Source organism: Brachybacterium sp. NPDC056505 (genome assembly GCF_042794925.1).
Lineage (GTDB): Bacteria > Actinomycetota > Actinomycetes > Actinomycetales > Dermabacteraceae > Brachybacterium > Brachybacterium kimchii.
In genome coordinates, this window is record NZ_JBHTSV010000033.1 from 19,969 (window position 1) to 38,415 (window position 18,447).

General features: G+C 70.9%; 20 protein-coding genes and 1 tRNA gene. 10 read left to right on the top strand and 11 right to left on the bottom strand.

The features are described from left to right. The first annotated feature begins 711 nt into the window (after window positions 1-711). Complete coding sequence (locus ACFQ53_RS14120) at window positions 712-1,809, top strand: fatty acid desaturase family protein (RefSeq protein ID WP_377860729.1); 1,098 nt, start codon at window positions 712-714, stop codon at window positions 1,807-1,809. A gap of 88 nt (window positions 1,810-1,897) precedes the next feature. Here ACFQ53_RS14120 and ACFQ53_RS14125 read toward each other — a convergent pair whose 3' ends face one another. Together ACFQ53_RS14125 and ACFQ53_RS14130 are read right to left on the bottom strand one after the other, a co-directional pair. Beyond that, a complete protein-coding gene (locus tag ACFQ53_RS14125) occupies window positions 1,898-2,149 on the bottom strand; it encodes a hypothetical protein (protein WP_152353267.1) in 252 nt (83 codons plus the stop codon). A gap of 50 nt (window positions 2,150-2,199) precedes the next feature. Further along, window positions 2,200-2,400: a hypothetical protein gene (locus tag ACFQ53_RS14130; protein WP_152353268.1), complete on the bottom strand. Its 201-nt coding sequence runs from the start codon at window positions 2,398-2,400 to the stop codon at window positions 2,200-2,202. 67 nt (window positions 2,401-2,467) lie between these two features. Between ACFQ53_RS14130 and ACFQ53_RS14135 the strand changes: the two genes are divergently transcribed. Next, window positions 2,468-2,803: an ArsR/SmtB family transcription factor gene (locus ACFQ53_RS14135; RefSeq protein WP_377860732.1), complete on the top strand. Its 336-nt coding sequence runs from the start codon at window positions 2,468-2,470 to the stop codon at window positions 2,801-2,803. Continuing rightward, window positions 2,800-3,477: a cation transporter gene (locus ACFQ53_RS14140; protein ID WP_377860734.1), complete on the top strand. Its 678-nt coding sequence runs from the start codon at window positions 2,800-2,802 to the stop codon at window positions 3,475-3,477. Before ACFQ53_RS14135 ends, ACFQ53_RS14140 begins: the two co-directional genes overlap by 4 nt. A 1-nt stretch (window position 3,478) precedes the next feature. On the opposite strand, the gene ACFQ53_RS14145 is transcribed toward ACFQ53_RS14140, so the two are convergent. The 5 genes from ACFQ53_RS14145 to ACFQ53_RS14165 all read right to left on the bottom strand — a co-directional run bounded on the left by ACFQ53_RS14145 (window position 3,479) and on the right by ACFQ53_RS14165 (window position 6,513). Next, window positions 3,479-3,643 (bottom strand): hypothetical protein, encoded by a 165-nt coding sequence (locus tag ACFQ53_RS14145; protein WP_193636264.1) that lies wholly within the window; start codon window positions 3,641-3,643, stop codon window positions 3,479-3,481. A 157-nt stretch (window positions 3,644-3,800) separates the two neighbouring features. Next, window positions 3,801-3,873, bottom strand: a tRNA-Ala gene (locus tag ACFQ53_RS14150). A 133-nt stretch (window positions 3,874-4,006) separates the two neighbouring features. Next, window positions 4,007-4,861: an inositol monophosphatase family protein gene (locus tag ACFQ53_RS14155; protein ID WP_227488184.1), complete on the bottom strand. Its 855-nt coding sequence runs from the start codon at window positions 4,859-4,861 to the stop codon at window positions 4,007-4,009. Between the two features lie 43 nt (window positions 4,862-4,904). Then, window positions 4,905-5,849, bottom strand: a complete 945-nt coding sequence (locus ACFQ53_RS14160) for a hypothetical protein (protein ID WP_152353347.1) — start codon at window positions 5,847-5,849, stop codon at window positions 4,905-4,907. A gap of 37 nt (window positions 5,850-5,886) precedes the next feature. Further along, window positions 5,887-6,513 carry a GNAT family N-acetyltransferase gene (locus tag ACFQ53_RS14165; protein WP_377860737.1) on the bottom strand — a complete coding sequence of 209 codons (627 nt, stop codon included), beginning with the start codon at window positions 6,511-6,513 and terminating at the stop codon, window positions 5,887-5,889. 52 nt (window positions 6,514-6,565) lie between these two features. Between ACFQ53_RS14165 and ACFQ53_RS14170 the strand changes: the two genes are divergently transcribed. The 5 genes from ACFQ53_RS14170 (at window position 6,566) to ACFQ53_RS14190 (ending at window position 9,986) form a co-directional block, all read left to right on the top strand. Then, the gene (locus ACFQ53_RS14170) at window positions 6,566-7,180 is read left to right on the top strand and encodes a 5-formyltetrahydrofolate cyclo-ligase (RefSeq protein ID WP_377860739.1); all 615 of its coding nucleotides are present in this window, start codon (window positions 6,566-6,568) and stop codon (window positions 7,178-7,180) included. A gap of 162 nt (window positions 7,181-7,342) precedes the next feature. Next, window positions 7,343-7,687 carry an FmdB family zinc ribbon protein gene (locus tag ACFQ53_RS14175; protein WP_377860742.1) on the top strand — a complete coding sequence of 115 codons (345 nt, stop codon included), beginning with the start codon at window positions 7,343-7,345 and terminating at the stop codon, window positions 7,685-7,687. 91 nt (window positions 7,688-7,778) lie between these two features. Then, window positions 7,779-8,414, top strand: a complete 636-nt coding sequence (locus ACFQ53_RS14180) for an SAF domain-containing protein (protein ID WP_377860744.1) — start codon at window positions 7,779-7,781, stop codon at window positions 8,412-8,414. A 76-nt stretch (window positions 8,415-8,490) separates the two neighbouring features. Then, window positions 8,491-8,919, top strand: coding sequence for a large conductance mechanosensitive channel protein MscL (gene mscL / locus ACFQ53_RS14185; protein ID WP_377860746.1), 429 nt, complete (start codon window positions 8,491-8,493; stop codon window positions 8,917-8,919). A 155-nt stretch (window positions 8,920-9,074) separates the two neighbouring features. After that, entirely contained in the window at window positions 9,075-9,986 is a 912-nt protein-coding gene (locus ACFQ53_RS14190; RefSeq protein WP_377860748.1) for an A/G-specific adenine glycosylase, read from the top strand. 15 nt (window positions 9,987-10,001) lie between these two features. Here ACFQ53_RS14190 and ACFQ53_RS14195 read toward each other — a convergent pair whose 3' ends face one another. From ACFQ53_RS14195 to ACFQ53_RS14210, 4 genes are all read right to left on the bottom strand, one after another. Beyond that, window positions 10,002-10,517 carry an amino-acid N-acetyltransferase gene (locus tag ACFQ53_RS14195; protein WP_200503855.1) on the bottom strand — a complete coding sequence of 172 codons (516 nt, stop codon included), beginning with the start codon at window positions 10,515-10,517 and terminating at the stop codon, window positions 10,002-10,004. After that, on the bottom strand, window positions 10,514-11,464 hold the full coding sequence (locus tag ACFQ53_RS14200) for a DedA family protein (RefSeq protein WP_377860750.1): 951 nt from the start codon (window positions 11,462-11,464) through the stop codon (window positions 10,514-10,516). The genes ACFQ53_RS14195 and ACFQ53_RS14200 overlap by 4 nt, the downstream gene beginning before the upstream one ends. A 99-nt stretch (window positions 11,465-11,563) precedes the next feature. Continuing rightward, window positions 11,564-14,203: an ATP-dependent Clp protease ATP-binding subunit gene (locus tag ACFQ53_RS14205; protein ID WP_377860752.1), complete on the bottom strand. Its 2,640-nt coding sequence runs from the start codon at window positions 14,201-14,203 to the stop codon at window positions 11,564-11,566. A gap of 126 nt (window positions 14,204-14,329) precedes the next feature. Then, window positions 14,330-15,700, bottom strand: a complete 1,371-nt coding sequence (locus ACFQ53_RS14210) for an alpha-L-fucosidase (protein ID WP_377860754.1) — start codon at window positions 15,698-15,700, stop codon at window positions 14,330-14,332. A gap of 213 nt (window positions 15,701-15,913) precedes the next feature. On the opposite strand from ACFQ53_RS14210, the gene ACFQ53_RS14215 reads away from it, so the two are divergent. Next, entirely contained in the window at window positions 15,914-17,401 is a 1,488-nt protein-coding gene (locus ACFQ53_RS14215) for a malate:quinone oxidoreductase (protein ID WP_377860756.1), read from the top strand. A gap of 5 nt (window positions 17,402-17,406) precedes the next feature. Then, window positions 17,407-18,387, top strand: coding sequence for an aldose 1-epimerase family protein (locus tag ACFQ53_RS14220; RefSeq protein WP_377860758.1), 981 nt, complete (start codon window positions 17,407-17,409; stop codon window positions 18,385-18,387). The last annotated feature ends 60 nt before the right edge of the window (window positions 18,388-18,447 follow it).

Genomic DNA, 18,447 nt, shown 5'->3' on the forward strand with positions numbered 1-18,447 from the left:
GCAACGACGTCGGGGACACCCGATCATCGCTGTCACCTCGTCGATCGGGGCACCGCCGCGCTCGAGCGAATTCGGCACTGGGTCGCGGACACGGCCAATGCCCGTGTCCGGACCGGGCCTTCCTGCAACGCGCTCCTCACTGCAGTCCGCACCCGGCGAATCGATGCCCGAGACCTTTCACGCCCTCTTCCCGGACGAACCCGTCCACCGACAACGCAGCCGGTCGACCGTGGCAGTGGTGGGGATCCCGGTCCTGGACTGCGCCGACTTGCGGTACACGAAGCGTCTGCGCGAATCACCGGCCCTCCGATTCCCGCCCGAGACCGAGATCGAGATCGGAGCATCCGGCGCTCACCTCAGGACGGCCGCGCCCGCGACGGTGGTGGGACGGAACGAGAGCCAGGGAGCTGCGCAGACGAGACCGACGAGCGACTCACGGGGCCCGTGGTTGCGGAGACCCCGGAGAACACGTCGTACTCCTCGAGCTTCACTCAACGGTCGGTGACGGCCGTCCGTATGGGTCGGCCATACGATCGACCCGCAGCTATTCATGGCCGCTGCGTTGCCGCCTCCTCGTCCCAGGAGCTCAGCCCACTGACGCCCCCACTCCGCACAGATCGGACGCAGGAAGACTCTGTAGCGTCGACCGAGTCGAGGAGTCCCTCGGCGAACTCGGCGTAGGTTCACGCGCCACTGCGAAGGTAGGCCTCCATGGTCACTCGCCCACTCGAGCAGAGCTCGACCCTTTCCACGACGCACCTGGATGCTGAGTCCTTCCCACCGCAGCTGCGAGCGTTCATGGAGGTCTCCAAGGACGTCAAAGCTGCTGGGCTACTCCATCGGGCGCGCTGGTACTACGCGCTGGTCGGCGCGGCCGTCCTCGTCCTGCTCGGGGTGTGCGTCGTCGCCTTCCTGCTCCTCGGAAGCAGCTGGTTCCAGCTCATCGTCGCTGGCGCCCTGGGCGTCGCCTTCACGCAGATCGCGTTCATCGGCCACGAGGCCGGGCACCGCCAGGTCCTGGCAGGAGGCAAGGCCAACACGCATCTCGCCAGAGTGCTCGCGGGCATCGTGGGCCTCAGCTACACGTGGTGGGACTCCAAGCACTCGCGCCATCACGCCAACCCGAACAAGGTCGGCAAGGACCCCGACGTCGCCGTCGACACGATCTCGTTCCTTCCCGAAGACGCCGCCAGAGCCCGCGGTCTCCAACGATGGATCACCCGCCGCCAGGGATGGCTGTTCTTCCCTCTCCTCACGCTCGAAGGGCTGAACCTCCACCTCCACAGCTTCAAGCACCTGCTGTTCACCCCGAAGGTGAAGCACCGGCCCTCCGAGCTCGCCCTTCTCACTGCCCGCTTCGTCGCGATCGCAGCACCGGTCTTCCTGCTGCTGCCCCTCGGTATGGCGTTCGCGTTCCTGGGTGTGCAGTTCGCGGTGTTCGGCGTCTACATGGGGGCGTCCTTCGCGCCCAACCACAAGGGCATGCCCGTCATCGCCCGCGGTGCACGGCTGGACTTCTTCTCCAAACAGGTCCGCACCTCCAGGAACATCCAGGGCGGATGGTGGGCAACCGCTCTGCTCGGCGGCTTGAACTACCAGGTCGAGCACCACCTGTTCCCCTCCATGCCGCGCATCCACCTCTCGAAGGCACGCGAGATCGTGCGCGCGAAATGCGCGGCCCTGAACGTCCCCTACACCGAGGTACCACTGCATCGTTCGTACATGATCGTCGTGCGGTATCTCAACGACGTCGGCCTGGCAGCCCGCGATCCCTTCGAATGCCCGGTCCTCGCCCAGTACCGGACATGAGACCCCGCGACACGCGCGGCCCGTGCAGTGCAACGCCCCACCCTCGACCGAGAGGGTGGGGCGTTCGCGTACTGCGGGAGGGGCGTGCTCATGGGCCGCTCGTCGTCACGCCGAAGTCGCCGCGACGAATCATCTCCACGATCTCCATGACCACCGCATCGTTGGGAACGACCGCGGTCCCTCGCCCGAGCATGAGCCTCGATCTGACACGGCGCTCAAGGAACGGATCCTCAGGATCCATCCGGCTCAGATCGCGATGTAGCACATCAGCGCTCGTCGGGAACGACACCCGGAGCTCATGGAGGAGCGTGACGGCCGCGTGTGTCATCTTGGCGTTCATTCACCGAGCCTAGGCCCGCGTGATGCATGCGCCCTGACTTTCGGTTCGTATCACCCCGGGTTCGCCTGCAGCAACACCTGCACCCACCGCAGACCCGGGCGACGGCCGCAGTCCATCTCCATTCCCTCGAGGCGGATCCGCCCGAGCATAGTCTCGACCGGGGCCCCGATCGTGAGCCGGTACCCGATGAGGATCGACGAGACGATCTGCCCGCTGCGCTCCGACGCCCCGTACTGAGCCGTGTCCTCCATTCGACGCATTCTGCGCCTCGGGACCCGCACTTCCATTCAGTACACGGCACCCTGTATCGTCCGGCGGATGCAGGAGACCACCGCCATCGACCACACCGAAGCGTTAGCCCGCCTCGGACACGCGCTCTCCGACACCACGCGGGCCAGGATCCTGCTCGCGCTACGTGAAGCACCAGCATTCCCCTCTGACCTCGCAGAGTCTCTCGGCGTCAGCCGCCAGGTCATGTCCAACCAGCTCGCCTGCCTCCGGGGCTGCGGCCTTGTCGAAGGAATTCGCGACGGCCGTAACACCTGGTACCGCCTCACCAACGAACACCTCAGTCACGCTCTCGGCGTTCTTCTGCAGCTCATGCTGTTCGTCGACCCTGACTGCTGCAGCGGAGAAGGGTGCACATGCAAATGACCACCCCAGCTACAGCCACCAACCTGACCCCCTCCCGTCGGGCCGTTCTGCAACGCCGCATCCGCTGGGTCGTCGCGGCAACCATCAGCTACAACGTCGTCGAGGCGATCGTGGCGCTGGCTGCGGGCAACGTCGCATCCTCCGCTGCACTGGTGGGCTTCGGCCTCGATTCGATCGTCGAAGTGCTCTCGGCCGCTGCCGTCGCGTGGCAGTTCGCGGGCAGGGACCAGCACCGGCGCGAGCCAGTTGCACTACGCATCATCGCGGTCTCCTTCTTTGCCCTTGCCGCGTTTGTCACCGTGGATGCGCTCCGCACTCTCATCGGGTTCGCCGAACCCGAACACTCTCTGGTGGGGATCGTGCTCGCTGCCCTCAGCGTCGCGATCATGCCCGCGTTCTCCCTGTTCGAACGCCGCACCGGTCTCGAGCTCGGATCAGCCTCCGCTGTCTCAGACTCCAAACAGACCCTCATCTGCTCGTACCTGTCGGGCGCCGTCCTGATCGGCCTCCTCCTCAACAGTCTTCTCGGCTGGGGTTGGGCGGACTCGATCGCCGCACTCGTCATCGCCGCCTTCGCGATCCGCGAAGGAATCGAAGCCTGGCGAGGCGACGCCTGCAAGCAGCCCGTCTCTGCGCTGGTGACCGAGAACGACGACACCGACGACTGCTGCTGAACTAGGCCGCCTCCCAGTCGCCCGGATCCTGCGACTCCTCGCCACGTCGCGCCCACTCGTCGTCAGCCGCCGCGGCGGACGGCTCGAGCAGCGGGTACACCCGCTGCTCGATTCGCATCCGTACCTCGTGCGCCCACTCCGCGTCCCGCTCTCGCATGCTCCTCATGCGAGCAGTGTGCGCCCAGGGTGGGACAGAGGGGCTGTATCGGTGAGGACAGTGCGGGGAGGGGTGGGGGCGTCATCGTTGAGCATGAACACCCAATGAACACAATCGCCCCGCTTCCGATGATCCGGAAGCGGGGCGATGTTCTGTCTGACCTGCGTGGAGCTTAGGGGAATCGAACCCCTGACCTTTTCATTGCGAACGAAACGCTCTACCAACTGAGCTAAAGCCCCGTGCCGCGTGGCGACCTGGCAAGCCTAGCATCGCGAAGCCGGTGCTCACGACCGCTCGGAGCCGTCTTGACGAGGATCACAGCGACCTGTCACGGAGCCGGAGCGGAGCCTCCGCAGCTGCCGTCGCCCGCTCTCACGCGACCCGCTCGTCGCGGGCCGCCTGCACCTCGTCCATGAGCTCGTCGAGCACTGCGAGGCGCTCGGGACCGGTGCACGCGACGTATGCGGGCTGCTCCTGCACGGGCCGCCCCTGCCCCGTGGTCCCGGGCCAGGTGCGCAGGCTGCCGCCCGCGCTCTGGACGAGGTGGAATCCGGCGGCGACGTCCCAGGCGTTGATCGAAGGAAGCAGGGTCGCATCGGCACGGCCCAGCGCCACGTACGCGAGCTCGAGCGCGGCCGAGCCCAGGTGGCGGACCGCCGAGACCCCGTCGGACAGGCGCCGTCCGTGCGCCGCGGACAGCTCGGCAAGCTCGCTGTAGGCGCGGTACCCCGGGTAGCCGGTGAGGACGAGCGCGTCCTTCGCGGCGAGGGTCGGGCGCCCGGCGACCTCGACCCCGTTCAGCCGCACCGGTCCGTCGGCCGCGCTGATCACCTCGCCGAGCACGGGCGCGTCGACCACTCCCGCGACCAGCTCTCCGCCGACGGCGACCCCGATCGAGACGCAGAACAGCGGCAGCCCGGCCGCGAAGTTGCTGGTCCCGTCGATCGGGTCGACGTAGAAGGTGATCTCGGAGTCGGAGGACCCGCCGTCGGCCCCGGCACCGGGCCGCTCGCCGCCCTCCTCGCCGATCACGCGGGCGCCCGGCACGCGGCGCGCGAGCTCGCGCACGATGATCTCCTCGCACGCGCGGTCGTGGGCGGTCACGATGTCGTGGCTGTCGTTCTTGTACTCCCGCTGCAGGGCGGTGCGATCCAGGCCGCGCACGTAGTCGGCGGCGAGGGACGCGGCGGCCTCGGCCGCCTCCAGAAGCTCCTCGGGTGCGGTCACTGTGCCTCCTGTGGCTGGCGCGGGCTGTGGTCGGCTCAGGGTCTCAGGCGCGGCGGCGCGCGAGGATCTCGTCCAGGCCGAGATCCGAGGCGGGCGTGCGCTGCGGCTCCTCGTGCAGGGCCTCGTCGGCCACGTCGTCGGTCTCGACCTCGAGTGCGACATGCTGAGGGGCGACGCTGCTGCGGTGGGCCGCGTGGCGGGTGGCGAGATCCTCGACCTCGCCGCGCAGGGCGTAGGACGGGCGCGGCACGGGGCGCGGGATCCACTCGCCGGGCGCGGCGAGGGCGGCGCTCGCGGACTCGATCTCCTCACCCAGCTCCACGTGCTCCTCCGTCTGCGCGGTCGCATCGACCTGGGTGCGCGCGGTCGTCGCGCTGGTGGAGCGCTCGTCCGACCGAGCGATCGGTGCTGCGACCTGCGGGGCATCTTCGGCCGAAGCGCTCTTCCCGGCGGGGCTCGATGCGGTGGCCGACGCCGTCGTACCGGCGTCGCGCAGCTCGGCGGCGCGGCGCAGACGGGACCGGCGGTCCAGCTCGGCGCGACGCAGGCCCACCACGTAGGCGGCGAGGACCGCGAGCGGAAGCAGCACGCTCCACACCGGCAGGATCGAAACGCCGGCGAGCACGCCGACCCCGATCGTCACCAGCGCGAGGGCGAGCAGGACCACGCGCAGGGTGCGGCGCTGGCGCCCGGCCTCCTCATAGGGGTCGACACGGGTGCCCGGGGACGCGTCGAAGCGCGGGCGGGCGGTCGGATCGGCGGGACGCAGCAGCAGACGGTCGTCATTCATGACGTGCACCTCACGGGCTCTCGGGCGGGAGTGGGCGGCCTCGGAGAGATCCCGCGCGGTGCGGGAGTCCCGGGAGCGCATCGCGTCACGCGCTCTCGAGATCAGCTCCCGGCGCTCCGCGCTGCGCGGGACGGCATAGCCGACCCAGACGAGCAGCAGGAGGGCGAAAAGGACAGCCCCGAGGTTGAAGGTCTCCACCTCGCCCACCCTAATGACACGGCTGTGATTCAGCTGGTCACGACGCGCCCGTGGCGCCCATGTGTTCGCGCCGATACCGCGCGAGCACTCCCCTGCCGCGCTCGTCGGTCTCGACCTCGTCCGCCGTGAGGGCGAAGCTCAGGTGGTCGCGGAAGGCGCCGTCGACGTGGATGAACCGCTCGCGCAGCCCCTCCTCGCGCAGGTGGAGCTTGCGGGCGACCCGCAGGCTGGCCTCGTTCTCGGGGCGGATGTTGATCTCCACCCGGTGCAGCCCGACCTCGGCGAAGAGATGGTCGATGAGCAGGGCGACGCCGCGCGGCGCATACCCGCGGCCGGCGCGGGCGTGGTCGATCCAGTAGCCGATCGTCGCCGAGGACTGCGCGCCGTACAGGATCGGTCCCGCGCTCACCTGGCCCGCGGGTCGGCCGTCCGCGCACAGCAGCAGGCTGAGGTGGCGGCCGGCGCGCCCCTCCCGCGCCGACCAGCGCAGCAGCTCCGCATGGGTGGGCCGGGGCCGACGGCGCTCGGGGTCCGTCGCGTCCCAGGGCGAGAGCCATTCGCGGTTGCGCACCAGCAGCGTCTCGAAGGCACGGCGGTCGCGACGGCGCAGCGGACGCAGGGTGAGTTCCGCATCCGAGAGCACGAGCGGCCAGACAGGGGGCATCCGGGCATCGTAGCCATCGCAGGGGCGGCGTCCGCGGTGCCATGCTGGGGCCGTGGAGGAGAACTCTCAGCAGGCTCCCGCCGTGCGCAAGCGGGCCCTGCGCACGGGACTGCGCACCGAGCGCGCCGCGACCGCCCACCGCTCACCCGACGAGGAAGCGCGACTCGCGGGCCGGGCCGGCGAGGTGCTCGCCCTCCTGCCCCGTGCGACGGGCCGGCTGCGGATCGCGGCCTTCGACCCGACGCCCACCGAGCCCGACGTGCGGATGCTGATGCGCGTGCTCGCCGACCGCGGCCACCGCATCCTGCTGCCGGTGCACGCGGGCGAGGCGATCGACTGGGCCGCATGGGACGGTTCCTCCCCGCTCGCGCCGCCTCCCGCGCGAGGCTTCGGCGGGGAGCCGTCGGGACCGCGCGAGGGCGCCGACGCCCTGGCCCGGACGGATCTCGTGCTCGCCCCGGCCCTCGCCGTGGACCGCTCCGGCACACGGCTGGGACACGGCGGCGGCTACTACGACAGAGCGCTCGACCACGCGCGCACGGCTTTGGTCGTCGCCGTCGTCCATCCCTGGGAGGTCCTGGCCCCGGGCGCCCTGCCGCGCGAGCCGCACGACCGCCCGGCGCACGCCGTGCTCACCACCGACGGTGTGGAGCGGCTCGGGTCCTGACGGGCCGGGATCATTGCCCGGGCGGTGCGCCTTCCGGGCGCAGCTGAGGGCGAGCGGCGCGTCGAGCATCACCCCGGGCGGCCCTGCTGGTCGGCCCCGCGCGGCGGTAAGCTCGTGCGGGCGCCTCGGGAGGCGCCGATCACCCTGGATGTGGAGGACCCTGTGCCCACGTACGCGTACGCCTGCAAGAACTGCGGCCACCGTTTCGAGAAGTACCAGAGCTTCAGCGAGGACTCGCTGACTCTCTGCCCCGAGTGCGGGCAGTCCGCTCTGCGCAAGGTCTTCGACAGCGTGGGCGTCGTGTTCAAGGGCTCGGGCTTCTACTCGACGGACTCCGCGTCCTCGCGCACCGCCTCCTCGGCGTCGTCGGACTCCTCGGACTCCACGAGCTCGTCCGATTCCTCGAGCTCCTCCGACTCCTCGAGCAGCGCCTCCTCGTCGAAGGAGACCTCGAGCGCGTCGAGCGGCTCGTCCGCGGCCCCTGCGGCCGCCTCCGCCGCGGACTGAGCATCCCGCCGTCGTTCCTCCACATCACCCCGTCGTCCACAGTGACGACGGGCGACGCTCGGCGCCCACCAGCTCGCCCTAGCGTCGGGGCATGCTGCGACGACTGCACGACTCCCTCCCCCGCTGGCATCGAGCCGTCCGTCGGCGACGGCGCCTGCTGAGCATCCTGCTCGCCGCGCTGCTCGCCGTGGCGGTCCTGCCCGGGCTGCTGCCCGCGTCGGCCGATGCGCGCGGCGTGCTCGTCGCCGCGCACGAGCTGCCCGCGGGAAGCGTGATCCAGTCCGGGGACCTTCGCGAGGCCGAGGTCGCCGATGCACTCGTCCCCGAGGACTCGACCTCGGATCCCTCACGGCTGGAGGGCCTGCGCCTCTCGCGCGGCGTGGGCTCGGGGGAGGTCCTCGCCCCGGCGAGGCTGCGCGAGGAGGCGCAGTCACCGCCGCTGACGGGACGGGCCGTGGTGGTCGTGCCCGTGGCCCCCGCGCTGCTGCCGCACCTCGCCTCGGGCGACGAGCTCAGCCTCGTCGTCTCGACCGAGATGCCCGGTGAAACGCGCAGGATCGATGCGATGGTCGTCGAGGTCCCGGCCGACGCGACGGCGACGGGCCCGATGGGCGCCGTGTCCAGCACGGATGCTGTGGAGATCCTCGTCGCCGTGGATCCGTCGCACACGGGAGAAGTCGCTCACGCCGTGCGTGAAGGCTGGCTGGAGATCGCGATCATGTTCTAATCTCCCCAGCGGGTGCTTCCCCAGCATCCACTGTGTCACCCGATCCCCCGCGTCTCCGAACAGTGAGGAAAGCACCGTGAAGGGCTTCAAGGACTTCGTCATGCAGGGCAACGTCATCGACCTCGCCGTCGGTGTCGTGATCGGTGGTGCCTTCACCGCTCTGGTCACCGCCTTCGTCTCGTACATCATCAACCCGATCGTGGCCGCGGCCGGCGGCGCGAACGGCATCGGCCTGGGCTTCCACGTCATCGCCAGCAATGACAAGACGTTCGTGGACATCGGCTCGGTCATCTCCGCCGTCATCACGTTCCTCATCACCGCCGCAGTGGTGTACTTCGTGTTCGTGCTGCCGATGGCCAAGGCCCGTCGCATGGCCATGATCCGTCGCGGCGAGGACCCCGACGCCCCGGAGGCCACCCCGGAGGACATCGCGCTGCTCACCGAGATCCGCGACGCCCTCCAGAACAAGGACTCGAGCACCCCGGGCCAGACCCCGCAGCAGTGAAGGAACCCCTCCGGCTCTGCCGGAGACTCCGCGTGACGCCGTGAGAACGGCGCAGGGACGGGGCGGGACCGTACGGTCCCGCCCCGTCTTTCTCATGCCCGGGCACGGAGATTCCCGCACGTCCGACCGTCCCGCCCGTGCGGTACCGTGCCCGGGTGCCCGCCGAATCGCCCGTGACCGCTCCCGACCCCGTCGGGCTGCTCGACGGCAGCGGGATCGACGCGGTGATCGACTGGTTCGCCCGCGCAGGACGCGAGCTGCCGTGGCGGGCGAGCGATGCGAGCGCCTGGGGCATCCTGGTCTCTGAGATCATGCTCCAGCAGACCCCCGTGGTGCGGGTCCTCCCCCGCTGGCAGGAGTGGATGCGGCGCTGGCCCCGACCGCAGGATCTCGCCGAGGCGCCCACGGCCGACGTGCTGCGCGCATGGGACCGCCTGGGCTACCCGCGCCGCGCGCTGCGCCTACAGGCCTGCGCCCGCGCCATCGTCAAGGAGCACGGCGGAGAGGTGCCCGTCGGGCTCGAGGCCCTGCGCGCCCTGCCGGGGATCGGCGAGTACACCGCGGCCGCCGTCACCGCCTTCGCCCACCACGAGCGCGCGGTGGTCGCGGACACCAACATCCGACGGGTGCTCGTGCGCTGCGTGCGCGGGGAGGCCTTCCCCGGCAGCACCTTCACCGCATCCCAGCGGGCGCTGGCCACCGAGGTCCTTCCCACCGGGACCGAGCGGTCGGTGCGCTGGAACCAGGCGGTGATGGAGCTCGGCGCGCTCGTGTGCACGGCCCGCTCCCCTCACTGCGAGATCTGCCCGCTGGCCCCGCACTGCGCATGGCTGGCCAAGGGACGTCCGGCGGACTCCGGGACACGTGCCCGCACCCAGGCCTTCGAGGGCACCGACCGTCAGATGCGCGGCAGGATCATGGCGCTGCTGCGCGAGGGGCCCACGAGCCGGGAGCGGATCGCGCAGCTGCGCAGCGACGAGGCCGACGACAGGGTGCCGCGCTGCCTGGACTCCCTCGTCGCCGACGGGCTCGCGGTGGTCGAGGACGGGACCGTGCGCCTGCCCTGACGCCGGAGCCGAGGGTCAGACCGGTGCGTCGGCCAGGCGCAGGATCATCCGGGTGTTGCCCAGGGTGTTGGGCTTGACCCGCGCGAGGTCCAGGAACTCCGCCACACCCTCGTCGCTCGAGCGCAGCAGCTCGGCGTAGACCTCGGGCGGCAGCGGATCCGGACTCATGGCGCGGAAGCCGTGACGGGCGAAGAAGTCGACCTCGAAGGTCAGGCAGAACACGCGCTCGAGCCCCAGGTCACGGGCACGCTGGAGGAGCGCCTCGAGCATCCGATGGCCCAGCCCCGTGCCGCGCGCGTCCTCGCTCACGGCCAGGGTGCGCACCTCGCCGAGGTCCTCCCACATCACGTGGAGCGCGCCGCAGCCGATCACTGTGCCGTCCTCGTCGACCGCGACGAGGAACTCCTGGATGGCCTCGTAGTAGACCACGAGCTCCTTGCCGAGCAGGATCTGGCGGGCGGCGAGGGGCTGCACCAGGCGGTCGATGGCCCGGACGTCGGCCGGGAGTGCGGGGCGCAGCTCGATGCTCATGCGGGGGATGCCGTCCTTCGGGGGTCCGTGTCGGCGTCGCTCTCGGCCCCCGGATTCTCGGCCGATCGGTCCTCGTCCGACGGTTGGTGCTCCCCGACGCTACTCGCCTCGACCTTCTCGACGTCACCCGTCTCGCGCGGCGTCTCGGGAGGGACGTCGCCGCCGGCGACCCCGGCGGTCGGGACCGGCCCGTCGTTCCCGCCCTCCCCATCGCCCTCGGCACCGCCCAGCGCGCTCGCGGCCGAGGGGTCCTCGTCGGGGCTCCCGGGCTCCCGCAGCGCCGCCTCCTCCTCTGCCCGCTGGGCGGCGCGCTCGTGGCGGCCGTCCAGGAGATGGTTCATGAGGGAGACGAGGCGCTCGACGACGAGGGCCACGACGACCGCGATGACCACGGCGACCGTGATGGCGAGCAGATGGTTGTCCTCGAACCAGCTGCCGGCCACGGCGCCGATGCCGCACGAGTACACGGCCCATACGAAGGTCGCGGCGAGCGAGCGGCGCCAGAACTGGCGCCAGGGATAGCGGACCGCACCGGCCGTGAGGTTCACGGCGGTGCGGCCGAAGGGGATGTAGCGGGCGGTCATCAGGAAGAGCAGGGCGCGCCGATCGAGGCCGCGCTCCGCCGCCTGGACCGCCTTCAGCCCGCGTCCTCGGTGCAGGAAGCCGAAGCGCTCCCAGCCCACGGTGCGTCCGATCAGGTAGGCGATGTTGTCGCCCAGGAAGGCGCCGCCCCAGGCCGCGAGCACCGTCAGCCAGATCGGGGGCACCGAGGACGACGCCCACAGGGAGGACAGGGCGACGATGACCGATTCGCTGGGGACCGTGGGGAAGAAGGCGTCGATCGCGCACAGCGCGAACACCACCAGGTGCACCCACCAGGTGTCGCCCGCGGCGACGATCCAGTCCTGCAGACCGGTCATCCACGCCTGGAACGTGCCCACTCCCACGATCGCGCTCCGCCTCTCCGTCCGACTGCGCCGTACCTGTGGCGACAGCGCCCGGCGCCCACAGGGCGCCGGGCGCTCACTTCTCTGCCGACCCGGAGGTCAGCGCGAGGAGCTCACATCGGTGTCCTCGGAGGACGCCGCGCCGGAGCCGTCGTCCGCGCCGGTCCCTCCGTCGGCCCCGGAGGGGTCCTCGCCCCCCGGCACGTCCGGGTGGGCGGCGTCCTCGGTGCGGGCCTCCGTCATCGCGCTGACGGAGACGTCGTCCGAGAGGGCCTCGAGCGATCCGCCGTCGGTGCGGCGACGGAACACGAGCTCGCCCAGCAGGCCCTCGCCCTCGGAGTCGACCACGATGTGGTCGCCCGCCGAGACCTGGCCGAACAGGATCCGCTCGCTGAGCGCGTCCTCGATGTCCCGCTGGATCGTGCGGCGCAGCGGACGCGCGCCGAGCACGGGGTCGTAGCCCTTCTCCGCGAGCAGCTCCTTGGCGCCTTCGGTGAGCTCGATGTCCATGTCCTTCTCCGCGAGGCGCGTGCCGAGCTTGGCGACCATGAGGTCGACGATCTGCACGATCTCCTTCTGGGAGAGCTGCGGGAAGACCACCACGTCGTCGACGCGGTTGAGGAACTCGGGCTTGAAGTGCTGCTTGAGCTCCTCGTGGACCTTCGACTTCATGCGCTCGTAGTCGGTGGAGAGGTCCCCGCCGGCGGTGAAGCCCATGGAGACGCCCTTGGCGATGTCACGGGTGCCCAGGTTCGTGGTCATGATGATCACGGTGTTCTTGAAGTCCACGACGCGGCCCTGCGAGTCGGTCAGGCGGCCGTCCTCGAGGATCTGCAGGAGCGAGTTGAAGATGTCCACGTGGGCCTTCTCCACCTCGTCGAACAGCACCACGCTGAAGGGCTTGCGACGCACCTTCTCCGTGAGCTGGCCGCCCTCGTCGTAGCCGACGTACCCGGGGGGCGAGCCGAACAGCCGCGAGGCCGTGTGCTTCTCGCCGAACTCGGACATGTCCAGCTGGATGAGGGACTCCTCGTCGCCGAACAGGAACTCCGCGAGGGCCTTGGCGAGCTCGGTCTTGCCGACGCCCGTGGGGCCCGCGAAGATGAACGAGCCGCCGGGGCGCTTGGGGTCCTTGAGGCCGGCGCGGGTGCGGCGGATCGCCTGCGAGAGCGCCTTGATGGCCTCGTTCTGCCCGATGACGCGCTTGTGCAGCTCGTCCTCCATGTGGAGCAGGCGCGAGGACTCCTCCTCGGTGAGCTTGACGATCGGGATGCCGGTCGAGGCGGCGAGCACCTCGGCGATGACCTCCTCGGAGACAGTGGTCACCGCGTCGGTCTCGCCGTTGCGCCATGCGTCCTCGCGCTCGTCGCGCTCGGTCTTGAGGGTCTGCTCCTCGTCGCGCAGCGAGGCGGCCTTCTCGAAGTCCTGGCCGTCGATCGCCTCCTCCTTGCGCTTGCGGACGTCCTCGATCTTCTCGTCGTACTCCTTGAGCTCGGGCGGCGCGGTGAGGCGACGGATGCGCAGGCGCGCGCCGGCCTCGTCGATCAGGTCGATCGCCTTGTCCGGCAGGAAGCGGTCGTTGACGTAGCGGTCCGAGAGGTTCGCCGCGGCCACGAGGGCGCCGTCGGTGATGGTCACCTTGTGGTGCACCTCGTAGCGGTCGCGCAGCCCCTTGAGGATCTCGATCGTGTGGGCGATCGAGGGCTCGTCGACCTGGATCGGCTGGAAGCGGCGCTCGAGCGCGGCATCCTTCTCGATGTGCTTGCGGTACTCCTCGAGCGTGGTCGCGCCGATGGTCTGCAGCTCGCCGCGGGCGAGCATCGGCTTGAGGATGCTCGCGGCGTCTATCGCGCCCTCGGCCGCCCCCGCGCCGACGAGCGTGTGGATCTCGTCGATGAACAGGATGATGTCGCCGCGCGTGCGGATCTCCTTGAGCACCTTCTTCAGGCGCTCCTCGAAGTCACCGCGGTAGCGGGAGCCGGCGACCAGCGAGCCCAGGTCCAGCGTGTACAGCTGCTTGTCCTTGAGGGTCTCCGGCACGTCGCCGCGCACGATCGACTGGGCGAGGCCCTCGACGACGGCGCTCTTGCCCACGCCGGGCTCGCCGATCAGCACCGGGTTGTTCTTGGTGCGGCGGCTGAGGACCTGCATGACGCGCTCGGCCTCGTGCTCGCGGCCGATGACCGGGTCGAGGTTGCCGTCGCGCGCAGCCTGGGTGAGGTTGCGGCCGAACTGGTCCAGCACGAGCGAGCCCGCGGGCTGGCCCTCCGCGGGGCCGCCCGCGTTCGCGGGCTCCTTGCCCTGGTAGCCGGACAGGCGCTCGATGACCTCCTGGCGCACTGCGGCGGGCTCGGCGCCCAGACGGGAGAGCACCTTGACCGCGGTGCCCTCGCCCTCGCGCAGCAGGCCGAGCAGGATGTGCTCGGTGCCGATGTAGTTGTGGCCCAGCTGGAGCGCCTCGCGCAGCGAGAGCTCGAGGACTTTCTTGGCGCGCGGCGTGAAGGGGATGTGACCCGTGGGGGCCTGGTTCCCCTCGCCGATGATGTCCCGCACCTGGTCCCGGGCGGCGTCGAGGGTGACCCCGAGCGCCTCGAGGGCCTTCGCGCCCACGCCCTCGGCCTCGTGGATGAGGCCGAGCAGGATGTGCTCGGTGCCGATGTAGTTGTGGTTCAGCAGGCGTGCCTCGTCCTGTGCGAGGACGACGACGCGCCGCGCGCGGTCGGTGAAGCGTTCGAACATGTCTCTCCCCCATCGGGTGGTGGTGATGGATCGAGACTAGTCGGAACCCCACCGCCGATCGATGGCTGTTCGCCGCGGGCGTGACGGCGCGCGCCCCGGAGATCCCGCCGATCAGCTCGGCAGAGGTCAGTCCGGCGCCGCGGTCGGGGCGGAGCGTGCCCCGGAGAGGTCCGGGACCACTGTCCCGCGTGCGTCGTGCACGCAGGCCGCAGCGATCGAGGCGCCCTCCCCCTGGACCTCCAGGACGAGCTCGTCAGCGAAGACCGGCGCGGGGAGCCGATGGATCCTTCGCACCCCGACGGTGCCGCCGGCAGCGAGCTCCCGGCCGCGGGCGTCGAGGACCCTGTGGCGGCGGATGCGCTGGCCGTCCTCGAGGTGCTCGCGCAGCTCGACATGATCGAAGGTCGTCGGCCCGGGCAGCCGCAGGACCGCGGAGGCGGACGAGGAGGAGCCGGGGAGGTCAGGGGCGTCGTCCGATGGCGCCTCGCCCGTGCCGACGCTCTCCCTGCGTGCCGGGATCGGCGACCCGAAGCGGGCGCGCAGGGCCGCGGCGAGCTCGGAGACCCGGGAGGCGTCGGCCGGATCGATGCGGCCGCGGCGGTCGGGCGGGATGTTCAGCAGCAGGTTCGCTCCGAGTCCGATCGAGCGGTCGTGGATCGCGAGCAGGTGCGGGAGGGACTTCGGCTGCTCGTGCTCCTGCCAGAACCAGCCGCCACGCAGGGACACGTCGCACTCCGGCGGGAGGTAGCGCGGGGCAGCGGTCTCGATCACGTCGTCGTCATAGTTGTTGAGGTCGGCGCTGCTGGTGACGTACTCCACGGGGTCGCTCGCGAGCCCGTCCTCGTTCCCCACCCAGCGGATGGTCGCGCGCCCCATGTTGAACACCATCGCCCCGGGCTGCAGCTCGTCGACGAGATCGCCGATGGCATCCCAGTCGTACTCGCGGCCCGCGGAGCCCGCGCCGTCGAACCAGAGCTCGTGGAGGGGCCCGTACCCCGTGCACAGCTCGCGCAGCTGCTCGAGGTAGAAGGCGTCGTAGCGCGCGGGATCCGCGTACTCGGGAGCGTGCCGGTCCCAGGGCGAGAGGTACAGACCGAGACCGAGGCCCCAGCGCTCGCAGGCCGCGGCGACCTCGGCGACGAGGTCGCCCCGACCCTGCCGCCACGGGCTCGCGCGGACGCTGTAGTCCGTGGTCGCGGTGGGCCACAGGCAGAAACCGTCGTGATGCTTGGCCGTGAGAACCACGTAGGCGGCACCGAGGTCGTGCGCGGTGCGCACCCATTCGTCGGCGTCCAGGTCGGAGGGGTCGAAGATGCCGGGCGAGAGGGTCCCGTCGCTCCATTCCAGACCGGCGAAGGTGTTCACACCCACGTGGAAGAACACGCCCAGCCCCTCGCGCTGCCATGCCAGCTGCTCGGGCGTCGGCCGCAGCGGCTCCATCGGTCGCGAGGGCGGGACGGAGCGCGGCGGGGATTCGGGATGCACGTCATCGGACATGCCCCCACCTCATCAGAGAGTCGGCCGGGGCGCGGGGCGGCGCGCGGGCGCGCCCTCGCGCCCTGACGGGTCCGCCCTCGCGCACCGTCTCGCGCCCCGCATCACGCCGCGCCGTGCCGCGGACCACAGCCCGCCCTCCGTCGGACGAGCACCCCGCCCAGGTGGACCGGGGTAGCCTCTTCGGAGCACATCAGCGATGAGGACGGGAGTGTCATGGGCGAGCTCACGGTGGACGTGACCCGAGCGGATGCGGTGCTGATCGGAGGTGGGGTCGCCAGCGCGACCCTCGCGGCCCTGCTGACCGACCTCGAGCCGAGCTGGCACATCGAGGTGCTCGAGAAGCTCGACGACGTCGCCCTCGAGTCCAGCCAGGGCTGGAACAACGCCGGCACCGGCCACAGCGCCCTGTGCGAGCTGAACTACACCCCGCAGGACATCGACGGCTCGGTGAGCCCCGCGAAGGCGATCTCGATCAACGAGCAGTTCCAGGTGAGCCGCCAATTCTGGGCGCACCTCGTGGAGACCGGGAAGATCACGGACCCCAGCGCCTTCATCAACCCGGTGCCGCACATGAGCTTCGTCCACGGCATGGAGAACGTCGACTACCTGCGCCGCCGCCATGATGCGCTCGTGGAGAACCCGCTGTTCGACTCGATGGAGTTCACGACCTCCCACGAGCAGCTGCGGGAGTGGGCGCCGCTGGTCACCGAGGCGCGCCCCGAGACCGAGACGATCGCCGCGACCCACTCCCCCGACGGCACCGACGTCGATTTCGGACGTCTGACCCATGAGCTCCTGGGCGTGGCGAAGTCGGCCGGCACCACGGTCTCCACCGGCTGGGAGGTCACCTCCCTGCGGCGCATGGGCGGCGACTGGGGCGTGATGGCCCGCTCGACCTCCGGCGAGGTGCGCGTGGTCCGCGCGCCCTTCGTGTTCGTGGGCGCCGGCGGCAATGCGCTGCCGATCCTCCAGGACTCCGGGATCCCCGAGATCCGCGGATTCGGCGGGTTCCCGATCTCCGGCGAGTGGCTGCGCTGCACCGACCCCGAGATCATCGAGCGCCACGAGGCGAAGGTGTACGGGAAGGCCGCCGTCGGCGCCCCGCCCATGAGCGTCCCGCACCTGGACACCCGCTTCGTCGACGGGAAGCGGGCGCTCATGTTCGGCCCGTACGCCGGCTGGTCGCCGAAGTTCCTCAAGGCGGGCTCGAACCTCGATCTGTTCGAGTCGATCAAGCCGGGGAACATCGCGCAGATGATGGCCGTCGCCCCGCCGAACCTGGACCTCATGAAGTACCTCGCGGGCGAGCTCGTCGCCTCCCCCGCCAAGCGCTTCGACGCGCTGCGCGAGTACATGCCCTCGGCCCGCGCGGACGACTGGGAGCTCATCACCGCCGGTCAGCGGGTCCAGGTCATCGCCCCCGACCCCAAGAAGGTGGGCGTGCTGCAGTTCGGCACCCAGCTGATCACCGCGGCCGACGGCTCGATCGCCGGCATGCTGGGCGCCTCCCCCGGCGCCTCGACGGCCACCACGATCATGCTGGGCATGCTCGAGAAGGTCTTCCCCGACCGCTTCGGCACCTGGGAGTCCCGGATCCGCGAGATCATCCCGAGCTTCGGCACCCACCTGTCCGAGGACCCGGCGGCGGCGTCGGCGTCCCTCGCCCGCACCGCCCACCTGCTGGGCCTCGAGGACAGCTGATCGCCATGGCCGAGGAGAGGATGCCGGTCGCGACGCCCGGAGCGAGCGCGACCGCCGGGGCCGACGGCTCCGTGCGCGATCGCGGCGCGCTGCACAGGATCGCCGCCGGCGAGTACGCGGCCGAGGTGTCCGAGGTCGGCGCGACCCTCGAATCGCTCACCGTGGGCGGGCGCGACCTGCTGCTGCGCAGCCCCGCGGAGGGCCCGATGCTGTTCTACCGCGGCGCGGTCGTCGCCCCGTGGCCGAACCGCATCGGGGACGGCCGGTACACGTGGGACGGGCAGGAGCTGCAGGTCCCGATCACCGAGGTCGAGCGGAACAACGCCCTGCACGGGCTGCTGAGCTTCCAGGCCTACGAGGTCGTCGAGGAGGGCTCCTCCGCCCTCACGCTGCGCACACTGCTCTACCCGACCACCGGATACCCCTTCGCCCTCGAGATGAGCGTCGAGCACCGGGTCGACGCCGAGAGCGGGCTGACCACCACGGTCACCGCCCGCAACCTCGGATCGTCCGACGCCCCCTACGGGGTCTGCCCGCACCCGTACCTGCTCGCGGGCCCCGAGGAGCTGGACGAGTGGACGCTCTCGTGCCCGGCGTCGACGGTCCTCGAGGTCACCCCTGACCGTCTGCTCCCCGTCGGCACCCGTGCGGTCGAGGCGGGCTCGGATCTCGATCTGCGGCGGGCGCGCCCGATCGGCGACCGCTTCCTCGACCATGCCTTCACCGACCTCTCCCCCGGGGCCGACGGCCGCTGGCGCGTCACGGCGACCGCGCCCGCCGGGACCGGCGTCGAGATCTCCGCCGACGACGCCTGCCCGTGGGTGCAGGTGCACACCGGCGACCGCCCGGAACCGGAGAACGACCGCAAGGGGCTCGCGGTGGAGCCGATGACCTGCCCGCCCGATGCGTTCCGCAGCGGCGAGGACCTGGTGCGTCTCTCCCCCGGCGCCGAGCACTCGGCCTCCTGGAGCATCCGCGGCTGGTGACACCGAGGGGCGACGCGATCGTCCGCGCATGCACGAGGGCCCCGGGACGCTGATGCGTCC